The 25,564-nt window shown below is 66.3% G+C and carries 17 protein-coding genes; 5 read left to right on the forward strand and 12 right to left on the reverse strand.

Going from position 1 to position 25,564, the window contains the following annotated elements; genetic code table 11:
* Positions 1–40: 40 nt before the first annotated feature.
* The 6 genes from rpoH to rhlB all read right to left on the reverse strand — a co-directional run bounded on the left by rpoH (position 41) and on the right by rhlB (position 6,125).
* Positions 41–916, reverse strand: coding sequence for an RNA polymerase sigma factor RpoH (gene rpoH / locus H7A86_RS18080; RefSeq protein ID WP_024938885.1), 876 nt, complete (start codon positions 914–916; stop codon positions 41–43).
* 199 nt (positions 917–1,115) lie between these two features.
* Positions 1,116–1,841 carry a uracil-DNA glycosylase gene (gene ung, locus H7A86_RS18085; protein WP_115677953.1) on the reverse strand — a complete coding sequence of 242 codons (726 nt, stop codon included), beginning with the start codon at positions 1,839–1,841 and terminating at the stop codon, positions 1,116–1,118.
* 5 nt (positions 1,842–1,846) lie between these two features.
* Entirely contained in the window at positions 1,847–2,689 is an 843-nt protein-coding gene (locus H7A86_RS18090) for a response regulator (RefSeq protein WP_164739090.1), read from the reverse strand.
* Between the two features lie 8 nt (positions 2,690–2,697).
* On the reverse strand, positions 2,698–3,648 hold the full coding sequence (gene ftsX, locus H7A86_RS18095) for a permease-like cell division protein FtsX (RefSeq protein WP_104584095.1): 951 nt from the start codon (positions 3,646–3,648) through the stop codon (positions 2,698–2,700).
* A complete protein-coding gene (ftsE, locus tag H7A86_RS18100) occupies positions 3,645–4,331 on the reverse strand; it encodes a cell division ATP-binding protein FtsE (RefSeq protein ID WP_104584147.1) in 687 nt (228 codons plus the stop codon). The genes ftsX and ftsE overlap by 4 nt, the downstream gene beginning before the upstream one ends.
* Positions 4,332–4,406: 75 nt before the next feature.
* Entirely contained in the window at positions 4,407–6,125 is a 1,719-nt protein-coding gene (gene rhlB / locus H7A86_RS18105) for an ATP-dependent RNA helicase RhlB (protein ID WP_119131692.1), read from the reverse strand.
* A gap of 198 nt (positions 6,126–6,323) precedes the next feature.
* On the opposite strand from rhlB, the gene trxA reads away from it, so the two are divergent.
* Both trxA and rho read left to right on the forward strand, forming a co-directional pair.
* Positions 6,324–6,665 carry a thioredoxin TrxA gene (gene trxA, locus H7A86_RS18110; RefSeq protein WP_005923050.1) on the forward strand — a complete coding sequence of 114 codons (342 nt, stop codon included), beginning with the start codon at positions 6,324–6,326 and terminating at the stop codon, positions 6,663–6,665.
* Between the two features lie 217 nt (positions 6,666–6,882).
* A complete protein-coding gene (gene rho, locus H7A86_RS18115) occupies positions 6,883–8,793 on the forward strand; it encodes a transcription termination factor Rho (RefSeq protein WP_180707937.1) in 1,911 nt (636 codons plus the stop codon).
* 117 nt (positions 8,794–8,910) lie between these two features.
* On the opposite strand, the gene aceK is transcribed toward rho, so the two are convergent.
* From aceK to H7A86_RS18145, 6 genes are all read right to left on the reverse strand, one after another.
* Positions 8,911–10,650: a bifunctional isocitrate dehydrogenase kinase/phosphatase gene (gene aceK / locus H7A86_RS18120; protein ID WP_119131691.1), complete on the reverse strand. Its 1,740-nt coding sequence runs from the start codon at positions 10,648–10,650 to the stop codon at positions 8,911–8,913.
* Between the two features lie 269 nt (positions 10,651–10,919).
* Positions 10,920–13,151, reverse strand: a complete 2,232-nt coding sequence (locus H7A86_RS18125) for an NADP-dependent isocitrate dehydrogenase (RefSeq protein ID WP_119131690.1) — start codon at positions 13,149–13,151, stop codon at positions 10,920–10,922.
* A 388-nt stretch (positions 13,152–13,539) separates the two neighbouring features.
* The gene (locus tag H7A86_RS18130) at positions 13,540–14,097 is read right to left on the reverse strand and encodes a hypothetical protein (protein ID WP_119131689.1); all 558 of its coding nucleotides are present in this window, start codon (positions 14,095–14,097) and stop codon (positions 13,540–13,542) included.
* Between the two features lie 73 nt (positions 14,098–14,170).
* Entirely contained in the window at positions 14,171–14,464 is a 294-nt protein-coding gene (locus H7A86_RS18135; protein ID WP_104650036.1) for a LysM peptidoglycan-binding domain-containing protein, read from the reverse strand.
* 102 nt (positions 14,465–14,566) lie between these two features.
* On the reverse strand, positions 14,567–15,382 hold the full coding sequence (gene queF, locus H7A86_RS18140) for an NADPH-dependent 7-cyano-7-deazaguanine reductase QueF (RefSeq protein WP_119131688.1): 816 nt from the start codon (positions 15,380–15,382) through the stop codon (positions 14,567–14,569).
* A 184-nt stretch (positions 15,383–15,566) separates the two neighbouring features.
* Positions 15,567–16,883 carry a M20 family metallopeptidase gene (locus tag H7A86_RS18145; RefSeq protein ID WP_119131687.1) on the reverse strand — a complete coding sequence of 439 codons (1,317 nt, stop codon included), beginning with the start codon at positions 16,881–16,883 and terminating at the stop codon, positions 15,567–15,569.
* A gap of 256 nt (positions 16,884–17,139) precedes the next feature.
* Between H7A86_RS18145 and H7A86_RS18150 the strand changes: the two genes are divergently transcribed.
* The 3 genes from H7A86_RS18150 to H7A86_RS18160 all read left to right on the forward strand — a co-directional run bounded on the left by H7A86_RS18150 (position 17,140) and on the right by H7A86_RS18160 (position 24,997).
* Positions 17,140–18,381 carry an efflux RND transporter periplasmic adaptor subunit gene (locus H7A86_RS18150; RefSeq protein ID WP_119131686.1) on the forward strand — a complete coding sequence of 414 codons (1,242 nt, stop codon included), beginning with the start codon at positions 17,140–17,142 and terminating at the stop codon, positions 18,379–18,381.
* A gap of 93 nt (positions 18,382–18,474) precedes the next feature.
* On the forward strand, positions 18,475–21,723 hold the full coding sequence (locus tag H7A86_RS18155; protein WP_119131685.1) for an efflux RND transporter permease subunit: 3,249 nt from the start codon (positions 18,475–18,477) through the stop codon (positions 21,721–21,723).
* Between the two features lie 133 nt (positions 21,724–21,856).
* On the forward strand, positions 21,857–24,997 hold the full coding sequence (locus H7A86_RS18160; protein ID WP_119131684.1) for an efflux RND transporter permease subunit: 3,141 nt from the start codon (positions 21,857–21,859) through the stop codon (positions 24,995–24,997).
* Positions 24,998–25,564 lie beyond the last annotated feature (567 nt).

The following is a 25,564-nucleotide window of genomic DNA, read 5'->3' on the forward strand; positions in this document are numbered from 1 at the left end:
ACCGGGCCGTTTGTGCAACACCTGGGGCATGATCGAAGGATCAGGCCACGAACAGTGCCTTCATCTTCTTCAGCGCGTTCGCCTCGATCTGGCGGATACGCTCGGCCGACACGCCGTACTCGTCGGCCAGCTCCTGCAGCGTCACCTTGGAGTCGGAATCCAGCCAGCGACGCTTGACGATGTCGCGCGAGCGCGTGTCCAGACCGGCCATGCCTTCGCGCAGCAACTGCAGCTGATTGTCTTCGCTGTCGTGACGCTCATAGGCCTGCGACGGATCTTCGTCGTTGGCCACCAGGTAGCTCACCGGCGACGGCGGGCCGTGATCGTCGTCTTCGTCAGACGAGGCATCGAAGCCGATATCGCGACCGGACAGACGCGACTCCATCTCCATCACTTCGCGCTCGGAGACGTTCAGGTCCTTGGCAACGGCCGTCACTTCCGAGGCATTGAGCCAGCCCAGGCGGGTCTTGGACTTACGCAGGTTAAAGAACAGCTTGCGCTGCGCCTTGGTCGTGGCGACCTTGACGATGCGCCAATTCTTCAGGATGAACTCGTGCATCTCGGCACGGATCCAATGCACCGCGAAGCTGACCAGGCGCACGCCCATTTCCGGGTCGAAGCGCTTGACCGCCTTCATCAGGCCGATATTGCCTTCCTGGATCAGGTCGCCCAGCGGCAGGCCGTAGCCGTTGTAGCCGCGGGCGACGTGCACCACGAAGCGCAGGTGGGAATGGACCAGTTCGCGCGCGGCATCCAGATCCAGCTCGTCACGGAAGCGACGGGCGAGATTCTGTTCCTCATCGACCGACAGCACCGGGATCTGGTGCACGGCACCGATGTAGGCGTCCAGCGAACCGAGCGCACTGGGAATCGGGAGATTGTTTGCCACAAGGGCAGTCGAGGTAATCTGGTTCATAGGGCACCATCTTAGCAGTCGAACTATTGGACTGCCGGGTACAGGAAGAGTTCCCAGCGTTCCATTTATAGGACGTTCGGGCTTTTGGCATCGCCGTCGTTCTACGGCGCAGTTTCCGAATTCTGGCTCCTACGCTACCACCGCCGCCCTGCGCAGACCGTGACAACCACGTCGCGAAATGCAACGGCGCCAGCGCCGTTCAGCCGCTGGCCGAAGTGGTGTCCAGCGTGTTGCGCGGCGGCAGCGACCAGTCGATCGGGCCCAGACCGCGGCGCTGCAGGTGTTCGTTGGTCTTGGAAAAGTGCTGGCAGCCCAGAAAGCCGCGATGCGCCGACAACGGTGACGGATGCGGGGCCTTGAACACGCGATGGCGCGCCTGGTCGATGACCTTGCCCTTGGACTGCGCGTAGCTGCCCCAGAGCAGGAACACCAGGCCTTCGCGCTCGCGGTTGAGGGTCTCCACGACATGGTCGGTAAAGCCTTCCCAGCCCTTGTTCTGGTGCGCGCCGGCCCGGCCCTGCTCCACCGTCAGCACCGCATTGAGCAGCAGCACGCCCTGGCGCGCCCACGGCATCAGATAGCCATGGTCCGGCCGCGCAATCCCCAGGTCGTCCTGGATCTCCTTGTAGATGTTGAGCAGCGACGGCGGCACCGGCACGCCGGGCAGCACCGAAAAACACAGCCCATGCGCCTGGCCTTCGCCGTGATACGGGTCCTGGCCCAGGATCACCACCTTGACCTGCTCGAACGGGGTGGCGTCGAAGGCGGCAAAGATCTGCGGACCCGGCGGGAACACCCGCGCCCCGGCCGCCTTGCGCTGGCGCAGGAATGCAGACAGCGCCTGCATCTCCGGGCGCAGCAGCCAATCGCCCACCCGCGCCTTCCATGACGGTTCCAGCTGGATACGCGCTTCCACTTCAGCCACGTCGGTCATAGCGTGACGGCCTGGTCCTCGAGCCGTGCCAGGCGCAGCTGGAACAGCACCTTGGTCACCAGCAGACGTTCTTCGATGGGTTTTTGCACCAGATCGTTGGCGCCGGCGCGCAGCAGTTCGGACTGGTTGCGCGGATTGGTGTCGCCGGTCATCACCAGCACCGGCAGGCGGCGCTTGCCGTAGGCGAAATCGATGCGGATGCGCTCGACCACGTCACGGCCGTTGAGCTCGCCCTTCAGGGTGACGTCGGTCAGCACCACGTCGATGCGGCGCTCGGTGCGGCCCAGCGATTCGGCGGTCAGCAGCGCAAAGGCGTCCTCGGCGGTGAGTACGTGGATGACCTTCAGGCTCTGCCGCTCGAGCATGCGCTTGGTTGCCTCGGCCACCACACGGCTGTCCTCGATGTACAGCACGGTCGCGCCGACCACCGGCTCGGGCTGCACATAGCCGCGGATGAAGGTCGCCAGGGCTTCGTGGCCCAGCGCCTTGTCGAAGTAGTCGGTGACGTACTCGGTGAAGCGACGCTCCACCAGATGCTGCTGCGCGTCGCCGGAGACCACGATCACCGGCACATAGGCCTGCCCGGCCGCCTCGCGCACGCTGCGCGCCAGCGTCAGGCCGTCACCGTCGGGCAGCGACAGCGAGGTGGTGACCAGATCCACCGCACCGGCTTCCAGCGCCTGGCGCGCTTCGGCGATGCTGGAGCAGCCGATCACCTGCACGTTGGGCAGGTCGCGCTGCAGCACATCGGCGATCAGCTTGCGCACCAGCTTGGAGCCATCCACCACCATCACGCGCGGCGCGTCGCTGATCAGATGCTTGAGATCTGGTGGATGCATGGCAGGCCTCAGGTCTCGGTGGGACGGGTCTGGCGAAGGAAGTGGCCGGTCACCAGCCAGGCGCCCAGCCAGCCCAGGACCAGGGTGCCGACCAGCACCATCGCAGAATGCAGCAGATCCAGCCCGTGCAGGGTAAAGGAGCTGCCGTAACTGTCGGCCAGGCTCGCCAACGGCGCGCGCAGCGCCAGCCCGGAGGCGGCGATCAGTGCCAGCGCCACGGCGCCGGCACCGAGCCCGTACCAGGCACCCAGATACAGGAACGGGCGCCGGATGAAGCCATCGCTGGCGCCCAACAATTGCAGCACGCCGATTTCCTCGCGCCGCGACTGGATATCCAGCCGCACCGTGTTGCCGACCACCAGCACCGCCCCAATCCCCAGCAGTGCCGACAGCACCTGCACCAGCCGCTCGCCGAAATGCAGCCAGCCATCCAGGCGCTTGCGCCACAGCGCGTCGTGCTGCACCTGGTCGGCCTGCGGCAAGGCCTGCAGTGCGCCGGCCAGTTGCGCATCGTCGGCCGTCTCGGTGGGCGTGACGATCAACAGCGTGGGCAGCGGGTTGTCGCCGAGTGCGTCGATCGCCTCGTCGAGCTTGGCGCTCTCGCGCAGCTCGGCCAGCCCCTGCGCCGGCGTGCGCAACGTGACCTGGGCAACGTCCGGGCGGCCACGCAGTTCACCGGCCAGCGCCTGCGCGGCCTCGGCACCGATCTCGACCTTCAGGAACAGATTGATCTCGCGCGACTGCTGCACGCTGCCGGCCAGCAACTTGACGTTGTCCAGCGCGATCGACAACCCCAGCGGCAAGGCCAGCGCCAGCGCCATCACCACGATGGTCAGCAAGGTGGCCCAGGGCTTGCGCATGGCCCGCCCCAGGCTGAAGGCGATGCTGTGCAGATGGTGGTCGATCCACACGCCGAACCGCGAGGGGGCGACGGCTTCGGTATTGGCGGGCTTGCTCATTCGGCCAGATCCTGCGGCGAGATGTCGTCGACCAGCCGGCCGTGGTCCAGGATCAGCACGCGCTTGCGCATCTGCTTGAGCAGGGCCAGGTCGTGACTGACCACCAGCACGCTGGTACCGCGTGCCGGCAGCTCGGCGAACAACTGCATGATTTCGGCAGCCAGTGCCGGGTCGAGATTGCCGGTGGGCTCATCGGCCACCAACAGGCGCGGCTCGCCGACGATGGCGCGGGCAATGCCCACGCGTTGCTGCTCGCCGGCCGACAACTGCGACGGCAGCGCCTTCTCGCGATGGGCCAGCCCGATCCGCTCCAATGCCGAACGCACGCGCTTGCCGATCTCGGCACGGCGGGTGCCGCGCAGGATCAACGGCAAGGCCACGTTCTCGGCGATGCTGCGGTCGTTGAGCAGGCGATGGTCCTGGTAGACCGCACCCACCTGACGACGATGCAGCGGAATCTGCCGGCCGCGCACCTTGAGCAGGTTGCGCTCGCCCAGCAGCACCGTGCCCTGGCTGGGCCGCTCGCTGAGATGGATCAATTTGAGCAGGGTACTTTTGCCGGCGCCGGAGTGGCCGGTCACGAACAGCATCTCGCCATCGGCCACTTCGAAGCTGACATCGGTCAGCGCCTGGTGGCCACCGGCGTAGTGCTTGCTGACGTTGTCGAAACGCAGAACGGTCATCCAGCGATTATGCCGGAGCGCCAGCGCTTGCGTCGCATCGCCGGAGCCCGGCGATGCGATTGGCACTGCGTGCGATCAGCTGCCCGACACCAGCGAACGCAGGCGACGACCGATACGGCTCAGCAGCGACGGGCTGCCGGACGGCTTGGCCGCGCTGCGCACCGGCTTGGCGACCACCTGGGTGGGCTTGCGCGGTGCGGCGGGTGCGGCAACCGGTGTGGAGGCCACTGCCGGCTCGACCCCTTCGACCGGGCGGCCATTGCGGCGGCGGCGACGCTTGCGCGGTGCGCGCTCGGCATCGGCCACGATGGTGGACGGTGCCTCGACCGACGCGGCGGCAACCACCGGCGTTTCGCCCGGCGCGGCCGCTGCCGGGGCTTCGCCCTCCACCCGCGGCTTGCGACGCGGACGCGGCTTGCCATCGGCACTGCCGCCGTCGCGACGACCGCCGCCACTGCCGCTGCGCGATGCGCCGCCCGGGCCGCTGCGACCACCGCCGCGACGCTGCTCTTCGGCGGCCCGCTGCTCGCGCGCCTCGCGGAAGATCGTACCCACGCTGTCGCCAGCGTCGTCATCGGCCTCCTCGCCTTCCACCGGCGCGCGCGGGGTGCGCGGCAGCGGCGTCAGCAGCTCGGCGGTCACCGGCTCGACCGGGATCTTCTGCTCGATATAGGCCTCGATGTCCGGCAGGCTCATCGCATAGCGCTCGCAGGCGAAGCTGATCGCATCGCCTTCTTCGCCCAGCCGCGCGGTGCGGCCGATGCGGTGCACGTAATCTTCCGCATCGAACGGCAGATCGTAGTTGTAGACGTACTTGACGCCGTCGATGTGCAGGCCGCGCGCGGCCACGTCGGTGGCGACCAGGATCTCGAGCTGGCCCTTCTGGAAGCGGTTGAGCAGCGACTCGCGCTTCTTCTGCGGCACATCGCCCGACAGCACGCCGACCCGGTAGCCATGCCGCTCCAGCGTGCGCGCCACGCGCTCGACGAACGCCTTGGTATTGACGAACACCATGGTGCGCGCGCCTTCGCTACGCGACAGCAAGCCCAGCAGCAAGGTCTGCTTTTCTTCGTCGGACGGGAAATAGATGCGCTGGCGCACCCGTGCGGCGGTGATGGTCTCGGTTTCGACCACCAGCTTTTCCGGCTCGTTCATGTGCTCGTAGGCGAGCTCGAGCACGCGATGGCTGAGCGTGGCCGAGAACAGCAGGGTCTGCCGGCTGCCGCGCTCGGGCATGCGCCGCAGCAGGAAGCGGATGTCCTTGATGAAGCCCAGGTCGAACATGCGGTCGGCTTCGTCCAGCACGCAGATCTCGCAGGCGTGCAGCGAGACCACCTTGTGCTGCTTGACGTAGTCGATCAGCCGGCCCGGGGTGGCGATGATCACGTCCACACCCTGCTGCAGCAGCTCGCGCTGCTTGTCGTAGTCCACCCCGCCGTAGACCAGTGCAAAGCGCAGGCCCAGGTCGGCGCCGAACTTGACCGCATCCTTGTGGATCTGGATCGCCAGCTCGCGGGTGGGCGCCAGGATCAGCGCGCGCGGGTCTTCCGGCTTGCGGTCGGCCAGCGCCGGGCGGATCAGCAGGCGGTTCATCACTGCCACCAGGAACGCCAGGGTCTTGCCGGTGCCGGTCTGGGCCTGGCCGGCGACATCGCCGCCCGGCAGCGCGACCGGCAGGGTCAGCGCCTGGATCGGGGTACAGCGGGTGAACCCGGCGCTCTCCAGCCCGGTGATCAGCGCCGGATGCAGGTCGAACGTGGAAAAAGTCAAATCGGTCAGCGGTTTGTCGCTCATTATTCCGTCTTCGTGAGGCGCCCTGGGCAGCCCGGGCGCGGCTTGCATCGATGCCGACAGCGTCGCAAACTGCGGCTGTTGTGGCGGACAGCGCGGCTTCAGGACTGACACTTGATTCAGTCGCGCAATGCCCCAGTTTAACGCAATGTAGCGGCCTGCCCGTTCGGGCGGGCCGTTTTGGTTTCCAGGAGACCCAACGTGAGCGACAAGGTTCAACATGTCGGCGATGCCGACTTCGATACAGCTGTACTGCAATCCGGCGAACCGGTACTGGTGGATTTCTGGGCCGAGTGGTGCGGACCCTGCAAGATGATCGCCCCGGTGCTGGACGATCTGGCCGATACATACCAGGGCAGACTGAAGGTTGCCAAGGTCAATGTGGATCAGAACCGCGCCCTGGCCATCAAGTACCACGTGCGCTCGATCCCGATGCTGTTGCTGTTCAAGGACGGGCAGGTGCAGGCCACCCAGATCGGTGCGGTTGGCAAGGGCCAGCTGACCCAGATGATCGACAAGACCCTGGGCGGCGCGGCCGCCTGAGCGAGTGGGCGTCCAGCGATGGGCGCCCCGTGATGCGCCAGCAGTTAAATCCTGCTGAGGCAGGCGCTTGCGCGGTTGCGCGCAGCGGTGATAGTGTCAGTTGATCCGGAGCACGTTCGTGCGCCGACGTACCCCTCTAGAAACCTCTTCTAGACTCCCATCACCTAAAGTTCGCCCCCCAGCCGGGCGCTCGCACTCTTAGCGAGGAATCACGCACTTGTCCGATCATCCTTCCTCCGATACCGGGAGCAGCGTCGACGCTCCTGTCGAGAAGCGCGTGCGCAAGCCGCGCGTGAGCAAGACCGCCGCTGCCACCGACGATGGTGGCGCGCAGCAGCCCAACCTGCCCTTGCCCGCCAGCCCCGCACCCGAGACCCCACGTGCCCCGCAGGCACCGTCGCACGCTGCCGACCCGGCACCGGCGCAGACGTCCAGCGATGGCGCCTCCTACGCCGGTAACCCCCCCAGCGCCAGCCAGGGCAACCAGGGCAACCAGGGCAACCAGGGCAACGACAACACCCATGGCGACTCCCGCGAGGGTGGCCAGACGCAGCAGCAGCGCTTCAATCAGGCGCAGCAGCAGCAGAACCAGAATCAGGCGCAACACCGGGGCCAGGGCCAGAACCAGGGTCAGCCCCAGGCGCAAAGTCAGGGCCAGGACCAGGGTCAGAATGGCGGCCAGAACCCGCAAGGCCAGGGCCAGGGCCAGAACCAGCAGGGCAACCGCCGTGACCGCTTCCGCAACCGCCGTGACCGTGGGCGCGACCGCTTCGGCAACGAAGGTGGCGGCGGCATGCCGTCGTCGGATGGCAGCAACGAGCCGTTCGTCGCGCGCCCGCACCCGGCCGTGCCGGAAGGGTTCCCGGTCTATTCGCTGAGCGATCTCAAGCGGATGCCGGCGCAGAAGCTGCTGGATATCGCCGATCAGCTCAACATCCAGGAAGGCGTGGCGCGCGCGCGCAAGCAGGACGTGATCTTCGCCCTGCTGAAGGTGCTGACCCGCCACGGCGAAGGCGTTGCCGCCGATGGCGTGCTGGAAATCCTGCCCGACGGCTTCGGCTTCCTGCGTGCCGCAGAAGCCAGCTACCTGGCCGGCCCGGACGACACCTATATCTCGCCCAGCCAGATCCGCCGCTTCAACCTGCGGACCGGCGATCACCTGTCCGGCCGCATCCGCTTCCCGAAGGACGGCGAACGCTATTTCGCGCTGTCGATCGTCGACACCATCAATGGCGAGCCGCTGGAAGCCAGCAAGAACAAGGTGCTGTTCGAGAACCTGACCCCGCTGTTTCCACGCCGGCGCTTCCGGCTGGAGCGTGGCGATGGGTCCACCGAGGACATCACCGGCCGCATCCTGGATCTGATGGCGCCGCAGGGCAAGGGCCAGCGCGCGCTGATCGTCTCCCCGCCCAAGGCCGGCAAGACGATGATGATGCAGCAGGTGGCCACGGCCATCACCAGCAATCATCCCGAAGTGCACATGATCGTGCTGCTGATCGACGAGCGCCCGGAAGAAGTGACCGAAATGCAGCGCACCGTGCGCGGCGAGGTCATCTCCTCCACCTTCGACGAACCGGCCGCGCGCCACGTGCAGGTCGCCGAGATGGTGATCGAGCGCGCCAAGCGCCTGGTCGAGCACAAGAAGGATGTGGTGATCCTGCTCGACTCGATCACCCGCCTGGCACGCGCCTACAACAACGTGGTGCCCAGCTCCGGCAAGGTGCTCACCGGTGGTGTGGACGCCAATGCGCTGCACCGTCCCAAGCGCTTCTTTGGTGCGGCCCGTAACGTCGAAGAAGGCGGCTCGCTGACCATCATCGCCACGGCGCTGGTGGAAACCGGCAGCAAGATGGACGAGGTGATCTACGAAGAGTTCAAGGGCACCGGCAACAGCGAAGTGCACCTGAACCGTCGCATCACCGAAAAGCGCGTGTACCCGGCGATCGACATCAACCGCTCGGGCACGCGTCGCGAAGATCTGCTGATCGAGCCGGAGCTGCTGCAGAAGATCTGGATCCTGCGCAAGCTGCTGCACCCGATGGACGAAATCGCGGCAATGGAATTCCTGCTGGACAAGATGAAGACCACCAAGTCCAACGACGAGTTCTTCAGTTCGATGAAGCGCTGATCCGGTCGGCATTCTTGATACAAAAAAGCCCCGCATTGCGGGGCTTTTTTGTGGGCGCGGGGTTTGTACGGGCGGTCACTTCGCATGGCCCATGCCATGCAGGTCGACATCGGGCGGCTACGCCAGACGACGCGAGTCCGCGTAAGGCGGCGTGTCCGGATAATCATCCTCGCGCAGCCGGGTTTGCAGGTCCCGCCACCACTGCGGGTCGAACAGCTCCGGATGCAGGTGCTTGACCGCTTCCAGCTGCGAGGGTGGCAGGCCCATGAACAGCGCGAAGCGCTCGGGGAACACGTCGCGCGGGCCGACATGGAACCAGGGCTCGGCGGCCATCTGTTCTTCGTAGGTGGTGGGCGTGGGCCAGTCGCGGAAGGTGCATTCGGTGATCAGGCACAGCTCGTCGTAGTCGTAGAACACCGCGCGCTGATGGCGGGTGATGCCGAAGTTCTTCAGCAGCATGTCGCCGGGAAATATATTGTTGCGCGCCATGTCCTTGATCGCCTGGCCGTAGTCCAGCGCGGCCGCATGCGCGGCCTCGGGCAGCTGTTCGCGCAGGTAGAGATTGAGCGGGCGCAGGCGGCGCTGCACGTAGCACAGCGCGATCAGCACGTCCTGGCCATCTTCGCTCAGACTCGTCGCGCAGCTGGTCTGCAGCTCGTCCAGCAACGCCGGCGAGAAACGTGATTTGGGAAACCGCAGGAAACGATACGGCTGCGCGTCCAGCAAGCGACCGATGCGATCGAGCTGGAACACCAGCTCGTACTTGCCCTCCACCTGCGCGCGACTCATGGTCTTGGGATAGGCGAAGCGGTCGCGAATCAGCTTGAACACCAGCGGATAGCTGGGCAGCGTAAACACCACCATGACCATGCCGGGCGTGCCATCAGCATGCACCAGCTGCTCGGACGGATGTGCCTGGAAATGGCTGAAAAACGTGCGATAGCGTTCGGTCTTGCCCTGCTTGGCGCGCCCGAGCATCGTGTACAGCTCGTCGACCGGCTTGTGGGTGAGCAGGCTGCGCAAGAACACCACCGCATCGCCGACGGTGGACAGATTGGCCTGGAAGTAACTGCGCGAGTTGCTGAACAGTTGCGCGACATCGCTGCGTCGGGTCAGCACCGCTTCGGCGCGCAAGCCGGCGTCGTCGTTGACCAGGGCGATGACGCAGGGCGAGAAGCGATGTTCGCCGAACACCCGGCCCACCAGGTAGGCGCGGCGCTCGCGATAGAACACCGTCTCCAGCAGTTCCACGCTGCGCACCGGGTGCTCGCCCCAGTGCGCGAGATCGTCGAGCAGGCGCACCGCGATCGCCGCCGCGCAGCGGGTGCGATGCGCATACGGCACGTCGAAGGAATAATCGCCAAGCACGCGCACCAGCATGTCGGTCAGCCGGCCGGGCGAGACCGCGTAGGTATGCCGCGCCACCGGCACGGTGATCGCATCGGTCGGCTCGATATCTAGCGCGATGAATTCGATCTCGGCATCCACGCCGTGGGTGCCGAAGTAACGCCGGGTCAGGGTGTTGTAGAAGGTCTTGTACAACTCCTGATCGATCAGCCCGCGCAGCAGCGCGGCGTAATGCACGCGCGCGCGCATCCACAGCGCGCGATCATGCGCCTGCCCCAGCAGTACCGCGCGCAGGCGCAGCATGCATTCGCTGATGTACTGGTCGTACAGCGCGATCCGCGCCACCGCGTCATCGCGCGCGCCGCTCCAGTCGCGCGTTTCGAAGCGCTGTTTGGCGCGTGCGGTGATCTCGGCAAACCGGGCGTGGTAGTCCTCGAAGGCGTCGTACACGGCATGGGCGATCGCCAGCGCACGGCGCTCGGACTGCGGCGGTAACGGGAGCTGGCTCATGACCGCAGTGTACCCAGCGCATGTTGCGGCGTGCAGCCGAGAGCAAGGATCAATCGAACAGGCGCACAGTCGGCCAAATGCCCAGGCCGCTCGCAACGAGGCGCAGGCCCCCTCGCAGGCAAGGCATTGCCAGGTCGTGAGACCTGGCACGCAACGACCGCGTTCTCGCGGTTGCACGCACACGCCGGAAACGACAAGGCCCGCCTCTCATCGAGGCGGGCCCTGCCTGTCGCATCGCTGCACACACCGCCGACAGGCGGTGCGCCGGATCAGGCCTTCAGCGTGGCCAACACGTCGTTGAAGGTCTTGCTCGGGCGCATCGCCTCGCTGACCTTGGCCAGGTCCGGGTGGTAGTAGCCGCCGATCTCGACCGGCTTGCCCTGGGCGCCGTTGAGCTCGGCCACGATGGTGGCTTCGTTCTCGGTCAGCGCCTTGGCCAGCGGTGCGAACTTGGCCTGCAGGGCGGTGTCCTCGGTCTGCGCAGCCAGGGCCTGCGCCCAGTACATCGCCAGATAGAAGTGGCTGCCGCGGTTGTCCAGTTCACCGACCTTGCGCGCCGGCGACTTGTTGTTGTCCAGGAACTGGCCGTTGGCCACGTCCAGCGCCTTGGCCAGCACCGTGGCCGACGGGTTGTCGTAACGGTTGCCCAGATGCTCCAGCGAGGCGGCCAGGGCCAGGAATTCGCCCAGCGAATCCCAGCGCAGGCTGTTCTGTTCGACGAACTGCTGCACGTGCTTGGGCGCCGAGCCACCGGCACCGGTCTCGAACAGGCCGCCACCGGCCATCAGCGGCACGATCGACAGCATCTTGGCGCTGGTGCCCAGCTCCAGGATCGGGAACAGGTCGGTGAGGTAATCGCGCAGCACGTTGCCGGTGACCGAGATGGTGTCCTGGCCCTTGCGGATGCGCTCCAGCGAGAAGGTGGTCGCTTCCACCGGCGGCAGGATGCGGATATCCAGGCCGTTGGTGTCGTGATCCTTCAGATAGGTTTCAACCTTGGCGATGACCTGCGCATCGTGCGCGCGGGCCTTGTCCAGCCAGAACACCGCAGGCGTCTCGCTCAGGCGCGCACGTTCGACGGCCAGCTTGACCCAGTCCTGGATCGGCGCGTCCTTGACCTGGCACATGCGCCACAGGTCGCCGGCTTCCACCGCATGTTCGAAGACAGTAGCGCCGGTGTCGTCGGTGACCTTGACGGTGCCGGCGGCGGCAAGCTGGAAGGTCTTGTCGTGCGAGCCGTATTCCTCGGCCTTCTGCGCCATCAGGCCGACGTTGGGCACCGAGCCCATGGTGGACGGATCGAATGCGCCATGCGCCCTGCAGTCATCGATCACCGCCTGGTAGACATCGGCGTAGCAGCGATCCGGGATCACCGCCTTGGTGTCCTGCAGCTTGCCTTCGGCATTCCACATCTGACCGGAGTCGCGAATCATTGCCGGCATGGATGCATCGACGATCACGTCGCTGGGCACATGCAGGTTGGTGATGCCCTTGTCGGAGTTGACCATCGCCAGGGCCGGACGCTGCGCGTATTCGGCCTGGATATCGGCCTTGATCTGCGCCTGCTGCGCTTCCGGCAGCGTGGCGATACGGGCATACAGGTCGCCGATGCCGTTATTGGGATCGAAGCCGACCGACGCAAGCGCATCGGCATGCTTGCTCAGCGTGTCCTTGTAGAACTCGCCGACCACCACGCCGAACAGCACCGGGTCGGAGACCTTCATCATGGTCGCTTTCAGATGCACCGAGAACAGCACATCCTTGGCCTTGGCATCGGCAATCTGCGCGTCGATGAAGCTGGCCAGCGCGCGCTTGCTCAAGACGGCGGCATCGACGATTTCACCGGCCTTGACCGCGACTTTTTCCTTCAACACGCTGCTGCTGCCGTCCTTACCGACGAACGCGATCTTCAACGCGCCGGCAGCGGCCACGGTGGTGGATTGCTCGCTGCCGAAGAAGTCGCCCTCGTCCATGTGCGCCACGTGCGACTTCGAATCGCTGCTCCACTTGCCCATGCGGTGCGGATGCTTGCGTGCGTAGTTCTTCACCGACAGCGGCGCGCGGCGATCGGAGTTGCCCTCGCGCAGCACTGGATTGACCGCGCTGCCCTTGACCTTGTCGTAGCGCGCCTTGATGTCCTTTTCGGCATCGTCCTTGGGCGTGTCCGGATACGCCGGCAGCGCATAGCCCTGGCCCTGCAGTTCGGCGATGGCGGCCTTGAGCTGCGGCACCGAGGCGCTGATGTTGGGCAGCTTGATGATGTTGGCTTCCGGCGTGGTGGCCAGCGCGCCAAGCTCACCGAGGTCGTCGGCGATCTTCTGCGCGTCGGTCAGGTGTTCGGGAAACAGCGACAGGATGCGGCCAGCCAGCGAGATATCGCGGGTTTCGACCACGATGCCGGCGGTATCGGTGTAGGCATCGATGATCGGCAGCAGCGACTGCGTGGCCAGATACGGTGCTTCGTCGGTGAGCGTGTAGATGATCTTCGGTGTCTTCGACATAAGGTGCGAGGGCTCGTGTGGTCGGAAGGAGCGCCATGTTCACGGCACCGGCATTGGCGTGCGCGACGCAGGTCGCTGATGGCACGCCGATCGGCCTGCGCGTGGAACGCGGCAATGGATTAGCATGGCATTGTCGCGTCTGAGCCGCGCCCGGGTAAAGCGACCACAGGCGGATGCTCCGTCCCGCCACCCGGCCAATGCAATGGATGCAGCTGTAACGAACAGGCCATCCATGCAAAAGGGCGCGACCTTGCGATCGCGCCCTGCTGCGTCATGTAGCGAGTCAAGCATGCTGCGCGCCATCTCCCGCCTCATCAAACAGCCGCAAGAATTGCCTTGCGGGCCGTCGGCTGCCAGCGATGTGCCAGATGCCCGCCTGTCGGCGCGCTTACTTCACCGTAATGGTCTGCGGCGTACCGGCCGGCTTGCCATCCACCATCGCCTGCACGGTATAGGTGCCGGCCGGCCAGCCATCGGGCTTGCTGAAGCTCAGGTTGGTGGTCTCGGCTCCGCTGGTATTGAGCGTGGCGGTCTGTTCGCCGGCAACCTGGCCGTCCTGGTAGGTCATCTTGGCCGACACCGGCACGTTGCTGGCGCTGCCATCGGTCTTGATCGACACGATGATGGTGCTCTTGGCCCCGATGCTGGCCGACGGTGTCACGCTCTTGTCGGCAGCGGCCTCGGTACCGACCACCACGCTGGACACCGCAACTGCCGATCCAGCCGTGGCGGCGCTGTCGGTGCTGGCGGCGCCGGTCGCCGTGCTCTGGCCGGCCTGGTCACTTGCCGGCGGTGTTGCGGCCGGGCCCGGCATCGCTTCAGTGGCGGCGCCGGAAGTCGGATCCTTGGACACGCTGTCGTCGTCGGCCTTCTTGCTGCAACCCGACAAGGCAAGCACGCCGACCAGCGCGATGGCGAGGGTGCTGGAAACGGATTTGGTACGCATGGATCAATCTCCGGAAGATCAAGCTAAAAGTGGGTTTCGAAAAGTGGATTCGAGAAGTGGGTGTGCGGTGCGCCTAGGCCTTCGGCGGCAACTGCAGGACCTGGCCAGGAAAGATCTTGTCCGGATCCTTGAGCGTTTCGCGGTTGGCCTCGAAAATACGCGGCCACAGGTTGCCGTCGCCGTAATGGCGCTTGGCAATGCTGGACAGACTGTCGCCCGCCTGCACGGTGACCGATTCGCCAACCAGCTGCGCGGTGCTCTGCACGCTGGTGCGGACGTTGGAAAAATCCGCCGTAGGCGCAACCTCCGCGGTGCTGTCGACCGAGGAGGTCACGTTGGAGAAATCTGCTTTCTTGTCGACATTCATTGCCGCAATCCCTTTGCATCACGATGCCTGAAGGGTGCGCGGTGCGCTGTTAAGCGTGGATCGCGCCACCGTGAAGCTGGCGCGATCCTGCAATGGCGGCGATTACTGGCGCAGGTCGCGGAAGATCGACAGCGGTGTCGGCACGCTGGGTGAGCTGCGCAAGGGGTTGATGTCCAGCCCGCCACGACGGGTGTAACGCGCTTCGACCACCAGCCACTCGGGCGCGCAGCGGAGCAGCACGTCATGGAAGATCCGCTCCACGCATTGCTCATGAAACTCGGCGTGGTCGCGGAAACTCACCAGATAGCGCAGCAGGCCTTCGCGGTCGATCGGCGCGCCGCGGTAGCGCAGCGTGACGCTGGCCCAATCCGGTTGACCGGTGACCGGGCAATTGGATTTGAGCAGGGCCGAGGTCAGCACTTCTTCGGCGACCGGTTGCGCGTGCGCCGACAGATACGCGGCATTGGGCGGGCCATAGTCGTCGATGCTGACGTCCAGCGCGTCGATCGATTCGCCCTCGCCGACCGCATCGATCGGCGGCAGACCGAATTCCACCGCCACGTCGGCACCGGCGCGCGTGGACAGGTCGGTGGCGATGCGCGTGCGCACCGCTTCGGCGCTATTGAAGCGGGTGGCGTTGAGCGAATTGAGATACAGCTTGAGCGACTTGGATTCGATCAATGACGGCGAATCGCAGGGCACGTGCAAGGTGGCAGTGGCCACGCACGGCTTGCCCTGCGCATCGAGCCAGCTCAGTTCATAGGCATGCCAGCGGTCACGCCCGATGAAGGGCAAGGCCCCGCGCAGGCCGATCGCCTCGCGCCCGGCCGCGCGCGGAATCGGAAACAGCAGCGACGGATCGTAGCCGCTGGGGTAGGCAACCTCACGGCCGAGGGTGGAATCTTCTGGGGTATTCATCGTGCCATTTTAGGCCGGGCGGGCTGGCCGTGAGGTATATGGCAGACGCGGGAGCGCGCTGGCGACAGCAGCAGGCCGCTCCGAGCAGCCCGCCGCCCAATGGATCGCCACCGGTCAACGGGAACCGTGCAACTGCACACGATTCCCGATTCCCGATTCCCGATTCCCGATTCCCACTCCCGATTCAGCCCGCCTGCCCCTGATGCAGGTAATCCAGCGACACCTGCAACAGTGCCCGCAAGCCCACATCCAGCGACGATTCGTCGAGCAGGAACTGCGGCGAATGGTTGCTGGGCGCGGTGGCCGGGTCGATGCCCTTGGCGGTGGAGCCGACGAAGAAGAACATCGACGGCACCTGCTGGGCGTAGAACGAGAAGTCTTCGGCGCCCATCTGCAACGGCGGCTCGTAGACATTGCCGGCGCCGACCACGGCCTGCAGGCTGGGCAGCATCTTCGCAGTCAGCGCCGGGTCGTTGACGGTGGCCGGATTGCCGGGCTGGTCCGGTACCTGCGCCTGGACGGTGGCGCCGTGGGCGGCGGCGGTGTGCTCGGCTACCGTCTTGAGATCGGCGAAGATCTGCTGGCGCATGCCTTCGTCGAAGGTGCGGATGGTGCCGACCATGTCCACGTCGTCGGGGATGATGTTGTAGCGGATGCCGCCCTTGATCGCGCCAAAGCTCAGCACCGCCGGCTGCTTGGACAGGTTGGCGCGGCGGCTGACCACGGTCTGCGCAGCGCCGATCATGTCGGCACTGGCCACGATCGGGTCGATGCCGTTCCACGGCGCCGAGCCATGCGTCTGGCGGCCGATCATCTTGATCGCGAAGCGGTCCGAGGCCGCCATCAGCGGGCCACTGCGCACGGCGATCTTGCCAGCCTGCACGCTGGAGAACACATGCAGGCCGAACACCGCCTGTGGCTTGAAGTCGGCAAACAGGCCTTCCTTGAGCATCAGCGACGCGCCACCCTCCTCGTTGCCCGGCGCGCCTTCCTCGGAGGGCTGGAAGATCAGCATCACGTCGCCCGGCAGCTGCTCGCGCATGCCCACCAGCGCCTCGGCCACCCCGAGCAGGATCGCGGTGTGGGCGTCGTGGCCGCAGGCGTGCATCACCCCGACCTGCTCGCCGCGGTACTCGGCGGTGGCCTTGGAGGCGAACGGCAGGCCGGTCTGCTCCTTGACCGGCAAGGCATCCATGTCGGCGCGCAAGGCGATCTTCGGACCCGGCTTGCCGCCCTTGATGATGGCCACCACGCCGTGATGGGCGATGCCGGTGCGCGGCTTGAGGCCGAGCTTGCGCAGCTGCGCGGCCACGGTGGCGGCGGTGCGCTCCTCGCGGTTGGACAGTTCCGGGTGCTGATGGAAGTCGCGGCGCCACTGCACCAGCTTGGTCTGCAACGGCGCGGCGGCGGCCTGCACCTCGGGCCGGGGCGCAGCCTGGGCGGCGGCCAGGGTGGGCAGGGCCAGCAGCAAGGCGCTGGTCAGCAGGCGGGAGTGGCGCATCGGCAATCCTCTGAAGATGGTTGCTTAATGTAGTGCAGGCGCGTGCCCGGCGGGCGGCAGTGGGGCTCGATTCAGTCCTGCGGTCAACCGCATCGGCCCTGGCGCGTTGCCGCTGCACTGCATCCGTGAACGCTGCGGTCGTTTCGCCCGGCGAGCCGTTACTTCAGTAACGCTCAATTGCCTGACCGCAACGATATGCTGCGCACAGCCGCCCCACGGTCGCACCAGCGCCCGGCCCGCCATCAGGAGTTGTCGCATGTCGCGTTTTTGGAAGATCACACTGCTGGTCGTAGCGGTGCTCGTCGTGGTGTTCGTCGCCATGCGGATGTTCGGCGGGGGCAACCACGGCAAGCGGGCGGACGCGCCGGACGGCAATGGCACCGAGAACAGCGGCCCGGTGCCGGTCACGGTCGTGGCCGCCACCACCCAGGATGTGCCGGTCTACGCCAGCGCGCTGGGCACGGTGACCGCGCTCAATACGGTCACGGTCAGCCCGCAGGTCGGCGGCCAGCTGATGAGCCTCAACTTCAAGGAAGGCCAGGAAGTGAAGAAGGGCGAGCTGCTGGCGCAGATCGACCCGCGCACCCTGCAGGCCAGCTACGACCAGGCACTGGCGGCCAAGCGCCAGAACCAGGCGCTGCTGGCGACCTCGCGGGTGAACTACCAGCGCTCCAACGACCCGGCCTACAAGCAGTACGTCTCGCGCACAGACCTGGATACTCAGCGTAACCAGGTGGCGCAGTACGAGGCGGCGGTGGCGGCCAACGATGCGCAGATGCGCTCGGCGCAGGTGCAATTGCAGTTCACCCGCGTGACCGCGCCGATCGACGGGATTGCCGGCATCCGCGGCGTGGACGTGGGCAATATCGTCAGCGCCAGCTCCACCATCGTCACCCTGACCCAGATCCGCCCGATCTACGTGTCCTTCAACCTGCCCGAGCGCGAGTTGCAGGCGGTGCGCAGCGGCCAGGCGGCTGCCCCGCTGGACGTGGCGGCGCTGGATCGCGGCGATGCGCACGTGATCAGCGGCGACGGCAAGCTGGAGGTGATCGACAACCGCATCGCCGCCGACAGCGGCACCTTCGGTGCGCGTGCGATCTTCGCCAACACCGACAACGCGTTGTGGCCGGGCCAGTTCGTCAACGTGCGCCTGCAGCTGCGCACCATCTCCGGCGGCACCGTGGTGCCGACCCAGGCCGTGCAGCGCGGCCCGGACGGCGATTACGTCTACGTGGTCGGCAGCGACAACACCGCGCAGATGCGCACCGTGGTGCAGGGCGTGGAAGTGGACGACAGCCATGTGCAGGTCACCAGGGGGCTCAAGCCGGGCGAGCGGGTAGTCACCGAAGGCCAGTTCCGGCTCAAGCCGGGCAGCAAGGTCAGCGCGCTCAAGCCTGGCGAAACCCCGCCGGAGCCGACCGAGGCCGAACTCAAGGCCGCGCAGGACAAGAGCCGTGGCGGCGCCGGTGGCCGACGCGGCGGCGGCGGTCCGCGCTAACTCGCGCGCACCGGCGACGGGACTTCCGTCACCGGTGCGCATCGGCGCCATGCGCGCCGGCATCGATTGACGTCTTCAGCAAGGACACCCCCCGTGGGCTTTTCGACCATCTTCATCCGCCGTCCCATCGCCACCTCGTTGTTGATGGCGGGCATCCTGCTGCTGGGCATCCTGGGCTACCGGCAATTGCCGGTCTCGGCGCTGCCGGAAATCGATGCACCCAGCCTGGTGGTCACCACCCAGTATCCCGGCGCCAACGCGACCACCATGGCCTCGCTGGTGACCACGCCGCTGGAGCGCCAGTTCGGGCAGATCTCCGGGCTGCAGATGATGACCTCCGATTCGTCGGCAGGCCTGTCCACGATCATCCTGCAGTTCTCGATGGACCGCGACATCGACATCGCCGCGCAGGATGTGCAGGCGGCGATCCGTCAGGCCACCCTGCCCTCGTCATTGCCGTATCAACCGGTCTACAACCGGGTCAATCCGGCCGACGCGGCGATCCTGACCCTCAAGCTCACCTCCGACTCGCTGCCGCTGCGCGAGGTCAACCGCTATGCCGATGCGATCCTGGCCCAGCGCCTGTCGCAGGTGCCGGGCGTGGGGCTGGTGTCGATCGCCGGCAACGTGCGCCCGGCGGTGCGCATCCAGGTCAATCCGGCGCAGCTGTCGAACATGGGCCTGACCATGGAGTCGCTGCGCAGCGCGCTGACCCAGACCAATGTCAGCGCGCCGAAGGGGTCGCTCAACGGCAAGACCCAGTCCTACAGCATCGGCACCAACGACCAGCTCACCGACGCGGCGCAATACCGCGAAACCATCATCAGCTACAGCAACGGCCGCCCGGTGCGGCTGGCCGATGTGGCCAACGTGGTCGACGGCGTGGAGAACGACCAGCTCGCCGCCTGGGCCGACGGCAAGCCGGCGGTGCTGCTGGAAATCCGGCGCCAGCCCGGCGCCAACATCGTGCAGACGGTGGAGCAGATCCGCGGCATCCTGCCGCAGCTGCAGTCGGTGCTGCCGGCCGACGTCCACCTGGAGGTGTTCTCCGACCGCACCGAAACCATCCGCGCCTCGGTGCACGAGGTGAAGTTCACCCTGGTGCTGACCATCGCGCTGGTGGTGGGGGTGATCTTCGTGTTCCTGCGCCGGCTGTGGGCCACCATCATTCCCTCGGTGGCGGTGCCGCTGTCGCTGGCCGGCACCTTCGGGGTGATGGCGTTTGCCGGCATGTCGCTGGACAACCTGTCGCTGATGGCGCTGGTGGTGGCAACCGGTTTCGTGGTCGACGATGCGATCGTGATGATCGAGAACATCGTGCGCTACATCGAACAGGGCAAGAGCGGGCGGGAAGCGGCCGAAGAAGGCGCCAGGCAGATCGGCTTCACCGTGCTGTCGCTGACCGTGTCGCTGGTGGCGGTGTTCCTGCCGCTGCTGCTGATGCCGGGCGTGACCGGGCGCCTGTTCCATGAGTTTGCGTGGGTGCTGTCGATTGCGGTGGTGATCTCGATGCTGGTGTCGCTGACGCTGACGCCGATGATGTGCGCCTACCTGCTCAAGCCCGACGCCCTGCCCGAAGGCGAGGACGCGCACGAACGCGCCGCCGCCGCCGGCAAGACCAACCTGTGGACGCGCACCGTGGGCGCCTACGAACGCAGCCTGGACTGGGTGCTGGCGCACCAGCCGCTGACCCTGGCGGTGGCGATCGGCGCAGTGGCGCTGACCGTGGTGCTGTACGTGGCGATCCCCAAGGGCCTGCTGCCCGAGCAGGACACCGGCCTGATCACCGGCGTGGTGCAGGCCGACCAGAACGTGGCGTTCCCGCAGATGGAGCAGCGCACCCAGGCGGTGGCCGCGGCGCTGCAGAAGGACCCGGCGGTGACCGGCGTGGCCGCCTTCATCGGTGCCGGCACCATGAACCCCACCATCAACCAGGGACAGCTGGCGATCGTGCTGAAGACGCGCGGCGACCGCGAGGGCCTGGACGAGGTGCTGCCGCGCCTGCAGAAGGCGGTGGCCGGCATTCCGGGCGTGGCGCTGTTCCTCAAGCCGGTGCAGGACGTCACCCTGGACACCCGCGTGGCCGCCACCGAATACCAGTATTCGATATCGGACGTGGACAGCAGCGAGCTGGCCACCTGGGCCGGGCGCATGACCGAGGCGATGCGCAAGCTGCCCGAGCTGGCCGACGTGGACAACAACCTGGCCAATCAGGGCCGTGCGCTGGAACTGAGCATCGACCGCGACAAGGCCAGCATGCTCGGCGTGCCGATGCAGACCATCGACGACACGCTGTACGACGCCTTCGGCCAACGCCAGATCTCCACAATCTTCACCGAGCTCAATCAGTACCGGGTGGTGCTGGAAGTGGCGCCGGAATTCCGCAGCAGCACCGCATTGATGAACCAGCTGGCGGTGGCCAGCAACGGCAGCGGCGCGCTGACCGGCACCAATGCGACCAGCTTCGGCCAGCTGACCTCGTCCAATTCGTCCACCGCCACCGGCGTGGGCGCGCAGAACACCGGCATCGTGGTCGGTGCCGGCAGCATCATTCCGCTGGCCGCACTGGCCGAGGCCAAGGTCACCAACACGCCGCTGGTGGTCAGCCACCAGCAGCAGCTGCCGGCGGTCACCATCTCGTTCAATCTGGCACCGGGGCATTCGTTGTCGCAGGCAGTGGCGGCGATCGAGCAGGCGCGCCAGGACCTGAAGATCCCGACCCAGGTGCACGCGCAGTTCGTCGGCAAGGCGGCCGAATTCACCGGCAGCCAGACCGATATCGTCTGGCTGCTGCTGGCCTCGATCGTGGTGATCTACATCGTGCTGGGCGTGCTGTACGAGAGCTACATCCATCCGCTGACGATCATCTCCACGCTGCCGCCGGCCGGCGTCGGCGCGCTGCTGGCACTGATGCTGTGCGGGTTGAGCCTGTCGGTGGACGGCATCGTCGGCATCGTGCTGCTGATCGGCATCGTCAAGAAGAACGCGATCATGATGATCGACTTCGCCATCGACGCCCGCCGCGAAGGCGCCAACGCGCACGAGGCGATCCGCCGCGCCTGCCTGCTGCGCTTCCGCCCGATCATGATGACCACCGCCGCGGCGATGCTGGGCGCGCTGCCGCTGGCCCTGGGCACCGGCATCGGCTCGGAACTGCGCCGTCCGCTCGGCATCGCCATCGTCGGTGGCCTGCTGCTGTCGCAGCTGGTGACGCTGTACACCACGCCGGTGATCTATCTGTACATGGAACGTGCCGGCGAGCGGCTGCGCGACTGGCGCGCGCGCCGTGCCGCACGTCATGGCGATGCAACTGCGGCTCCAAGCCCGGAGCGCCCGGCATGAGGACCGGTAGCGGTATCGCTGACCGATCCGCTGGCCCGCGGCATCGCCCGCGTGACAGTCGCTTTGGTTTCGGCCTTGGTTCTGGCCTTTCCCAATTCCCGATTCCCGAATCCCGACTCCCGGCACCACAGCCATGAACATCTCCGCGCCCTTCATCAAGCGCCCGATCGGCACCGCGCTGCTGGCGATCGGTCTGTTCGTGATCGGATTGATGTGCTACCTGCGGCTGGGCGTGGCGGCGTTGCCGAACATCCAGATCCCGGTGATCTTCGTGCACGCCACGCAGTCCGGCGCCGATGCCAGCACCATGGCCTCCACCGTCACCGCGCCACTGGAACGCCACCTGGGCCAGCTGCCCGGCATCGACCGCATGCGCTCCTCCAGTTCGGAGAGCAGCAGCCTGGTGGTGCTGGTGTTCCAGAGCAATCGCAACATCGATTCGGCCGCGCAGGACGTGCAGACCGCGATCAACTCCTCGCAGTCGGACCTGCCGTCCGGGCTCGGCACGCCGATCTATTCGAAAGCCAATCCGAACGACGACCCGGTCATCGCCATCGCGCTGACCTCGGACACGCAATCGGCCGATGAGCTCTACAACGTTGCCGACTCGCTGCTGGCGCAACGGCTGCGCCAGATCACCGGCATCAGTTCGGTCGACATCGCAGGCGCCTCCACGCCGGCGGTCCGCGTGGACGTGGACCTGCGTGCGCTCAACGCGCTGGGCCTGACCCCGGACGACCTGCGCAACGCGGTGCGCGCGGCCAACGTCACTTCGCCGACCGGGTTTTTGTCCGACGGCAACACCACCATGGCGATCGTGGCCAACGATTCGGTGTCCAAGGCCGCCGACTTCGCGCAGCTGGCAATCTCCACACAGTCCAATGGGCGCATCGTGCGGCTGGGCGACGTGGCCACCGTCTACGACGGCCAGCAGGATGCCTACCAGGCGGCCTGGTTCGACGGCAAGCCGGCGGTGGTGATGTATGCCTTCACCCGCGCCGGCGCCAACATCGTCGAAACCGTGGACCAGGTAAAGGCGCAGATTCCCGAGCTGCGCGCCTACCTGCAGCCCGGCACCACGCTGACGCCCTACTTCGACCGAACCCCGACCATCCGCGCCTCGCTGCACGAGGTGCAGGCCACGCTGATGATCAGCCTGGTGATGGTGATCCTGACCATGGCACTGTTCCTGCGCCGCCTGGCCCCGACGCTGATCGCGGCGGTCACCGTGCCGCTGTCGCTGGCCGGCTCGGCACTGGTGATGTACGTACTGGGCTTCACCTTGAACAACCTCAGCCTGCTGGCGCTGGTGATCGCCATTGGCTTTGTGGTCGACGATGCGATCGTGGTGATCGAAAACATCATGCGGCATCTGGACGAAGGCATGCCGCGTCTGGATGCCGCACTGGCCGGTGCGCGCGAGATCGGCTTCACCATCGTGTCGATCACTGCCTCGCTGGTGGCGGTGTTCATTCCGATGCTGTTTGCCAGTGGCATGATCGGCGCGTTCTTCCGCGAGTTCACCGTGACCCTGGTGGCGGCGATCGTGGTGTCGATGCTGGTGTCGCTGACCTTGACGCCGGCGTTGTGCAGCCGCTTTCTGTCCGCGCACACCGAACCGGAAAAACCTAGCCGTTTCGGCGCCTGGCTGGACCGCATGCACGAGCGCATGCTCGCGGTGTACACGGTGGCGCTGGATTTCTCGCTGCGGCACGCCTTGCTGCTGTCGCTGACGCCGCTGCTGCTGATCGCCGCCACCGTCTTCCTCGGCGGTGCGGTCAAGAAGGGCTCGTTCCCGGCGCAGGACACCGGCCTGATCTGGGGCCGCGCCAATTCCAGCGCGACGGTGTCGTTTGCCGACATGGTCAGCCGCCAGCGCCGCATCACCGACATGTTGATGGCCGACCCGGCGGTGAAGACCGTCGGTGCACGGCTGGGTTCCGGTCGCCAGGGTTCCAGTGCGTCTTTCAACATCGAATTGAAGAAACGCGACGAAGGCCGCCGCGAGACCACCGCGCAAGTGGTCGCGCGCCTGAGCGCCAAGGCCGACCGTTACCCGGATCTGGATCTGCGTCTGCGCGCGATCCAGGACCTGCCCAGCGACGGCGGTGGCGGCACCAGCCAGGGCGCGCAGTACCGTGTCTCGCTGCAGGGCAACGACCTGGCCCAGCTGCAGGAATGGTTGCCCAAACTGCAGGCCGCGTTAAAGAAGAATCCGCGCCTGCGCGATGTCGGCACCGACGTGGATACCTCGGGCCTGCGCCAGAACATCGTGATCGACCGGGCCAAGGCCGCGCGCCTGGGCATTTCGGTCGGTGCCATCGATGGCGCGCTGTATGGCGCGTTCGGTCAGCGCTCCATTTCCACCATCTATTCGGATCTCAACCAGTACAGCGTGGTGGTCAACGCACTGCCCTCGCAGACGGCAACGCCCAAGGCGCTGGATCAGGTGTTCGTGCCCAACCGCGCCGGCCTGATGGTGCCGATCACCTCCGTCGCCACCCAGGTGCCCGGGCTGGCGCCGCCGCAGATCGTCCACGAAAACCAGTACACCACGATGGATCTGAGCTACAACCTCGCACCGGGCGTGAGCACCGGCGAGGCGGACCTGATCATCAAGTCCACCGTGGAGGGCTTGCGCATGCCCGACGGCATCCGCCTCAGCGGCGACGACAGCTTCAACGTGCAGCTCAGCCCCAACTCGATGGGCGTGTTGCTGCTGGCCGCGGTGCTCACCGTCTACATCGTGCTGGGCATGCTGTACGAGAGCCTGATCCACCCGGTGACCATCCTGTCCACGCTGCCGGCCGCCGGCGTCGGCGCGCTGCTGGCGTTGTTCCTCACCAACACGGAGTTGTCGGTGATCTCGATGATCGCGTTGGTGCTGCTGATCGGCATCGTCAAGAAGAACGCGATCATGATGATCGACTTCGCGCTGGTGGCGCAGCGCGTGCACGGCATGGATGCGCGCGCGGCTGCGCGCGAAGCCTCGATCGTGCGCTTCCGCCCGATCATGATGACCACGATGGTGGCGATCCTGGCCGCAGTCCCGCTGGCGGTGGGCCTGGGCGAAGGCTCGGAGCTGCGCCGCCCGCTGGGCATCGCGATGATCGGCGGGCTGATCTTCTCGCAGGGCCTGACCCTGCTCAGCACCCCGGCGCTGTACGTGATCTTCTCCTGCCTGAGCGAACGCTGGAAGGCGCGTCGCGCACGCGCGCGTGCACGTCGGGCCGAGCGCGCGGCACCACGGCGCCCGGCAACCTCGGCGCACTGAGCCTGCTCAAAAGACCGCACCCCGCCAGACGCGTGCGGTCTTTGTTTGGGTAACAGATCGGGCTGTTTTTTTACTAAGCTCACCGCCATATGGATGGCGCAGGCTTTCTGGTTCCCATCGGTACACGACCACGTTGGCAGGTGCGATGCCCTCGCCGCTTGCGGGACCGTGTGGCGGCATGGATGCCGCCACCGCGCCTACATGGACGTACTTGCGGCGTGTCCCGCAAGTGCTGAGGACACCTCGCCCTCGACGTGCTCGGCGTTGACTGAACTCAAACGATGCTAAGAGCCGAATTTTTGGATGTCTTGGTGTGATTGGGCAGTACTGATGGATCAGTCCTAGAGTGGCTGATCTGTGGATTGGCTGCGGGGCCCTTGCCCGCCCACCATCGCAGGACACGCCGCAAGTACATCCCTGTAGGCTCTTACGCGGCATCCATGCCGCGTAAGGTCCCGCGACGGTGGGCGGGCAAGGACCCATTGAGATGGTCGGTGCGCATGGTGCAAGCAATGCATGACGCGCATTGTTCGGTAACGGCGCGCCCACTCAGCCTCCCAAGACGGG

The organism is Xanthomonas euroxanthea (assembly GCF_903989455.1).
GTDB classification, from domain to species: domain Bacteria; phylum Pseudomonadota; class Gammaproteobacteria; order Xanthomonadales; family Xanthomonadaceae; genus Xanthomonas; species Xanthomonas euroxanthea.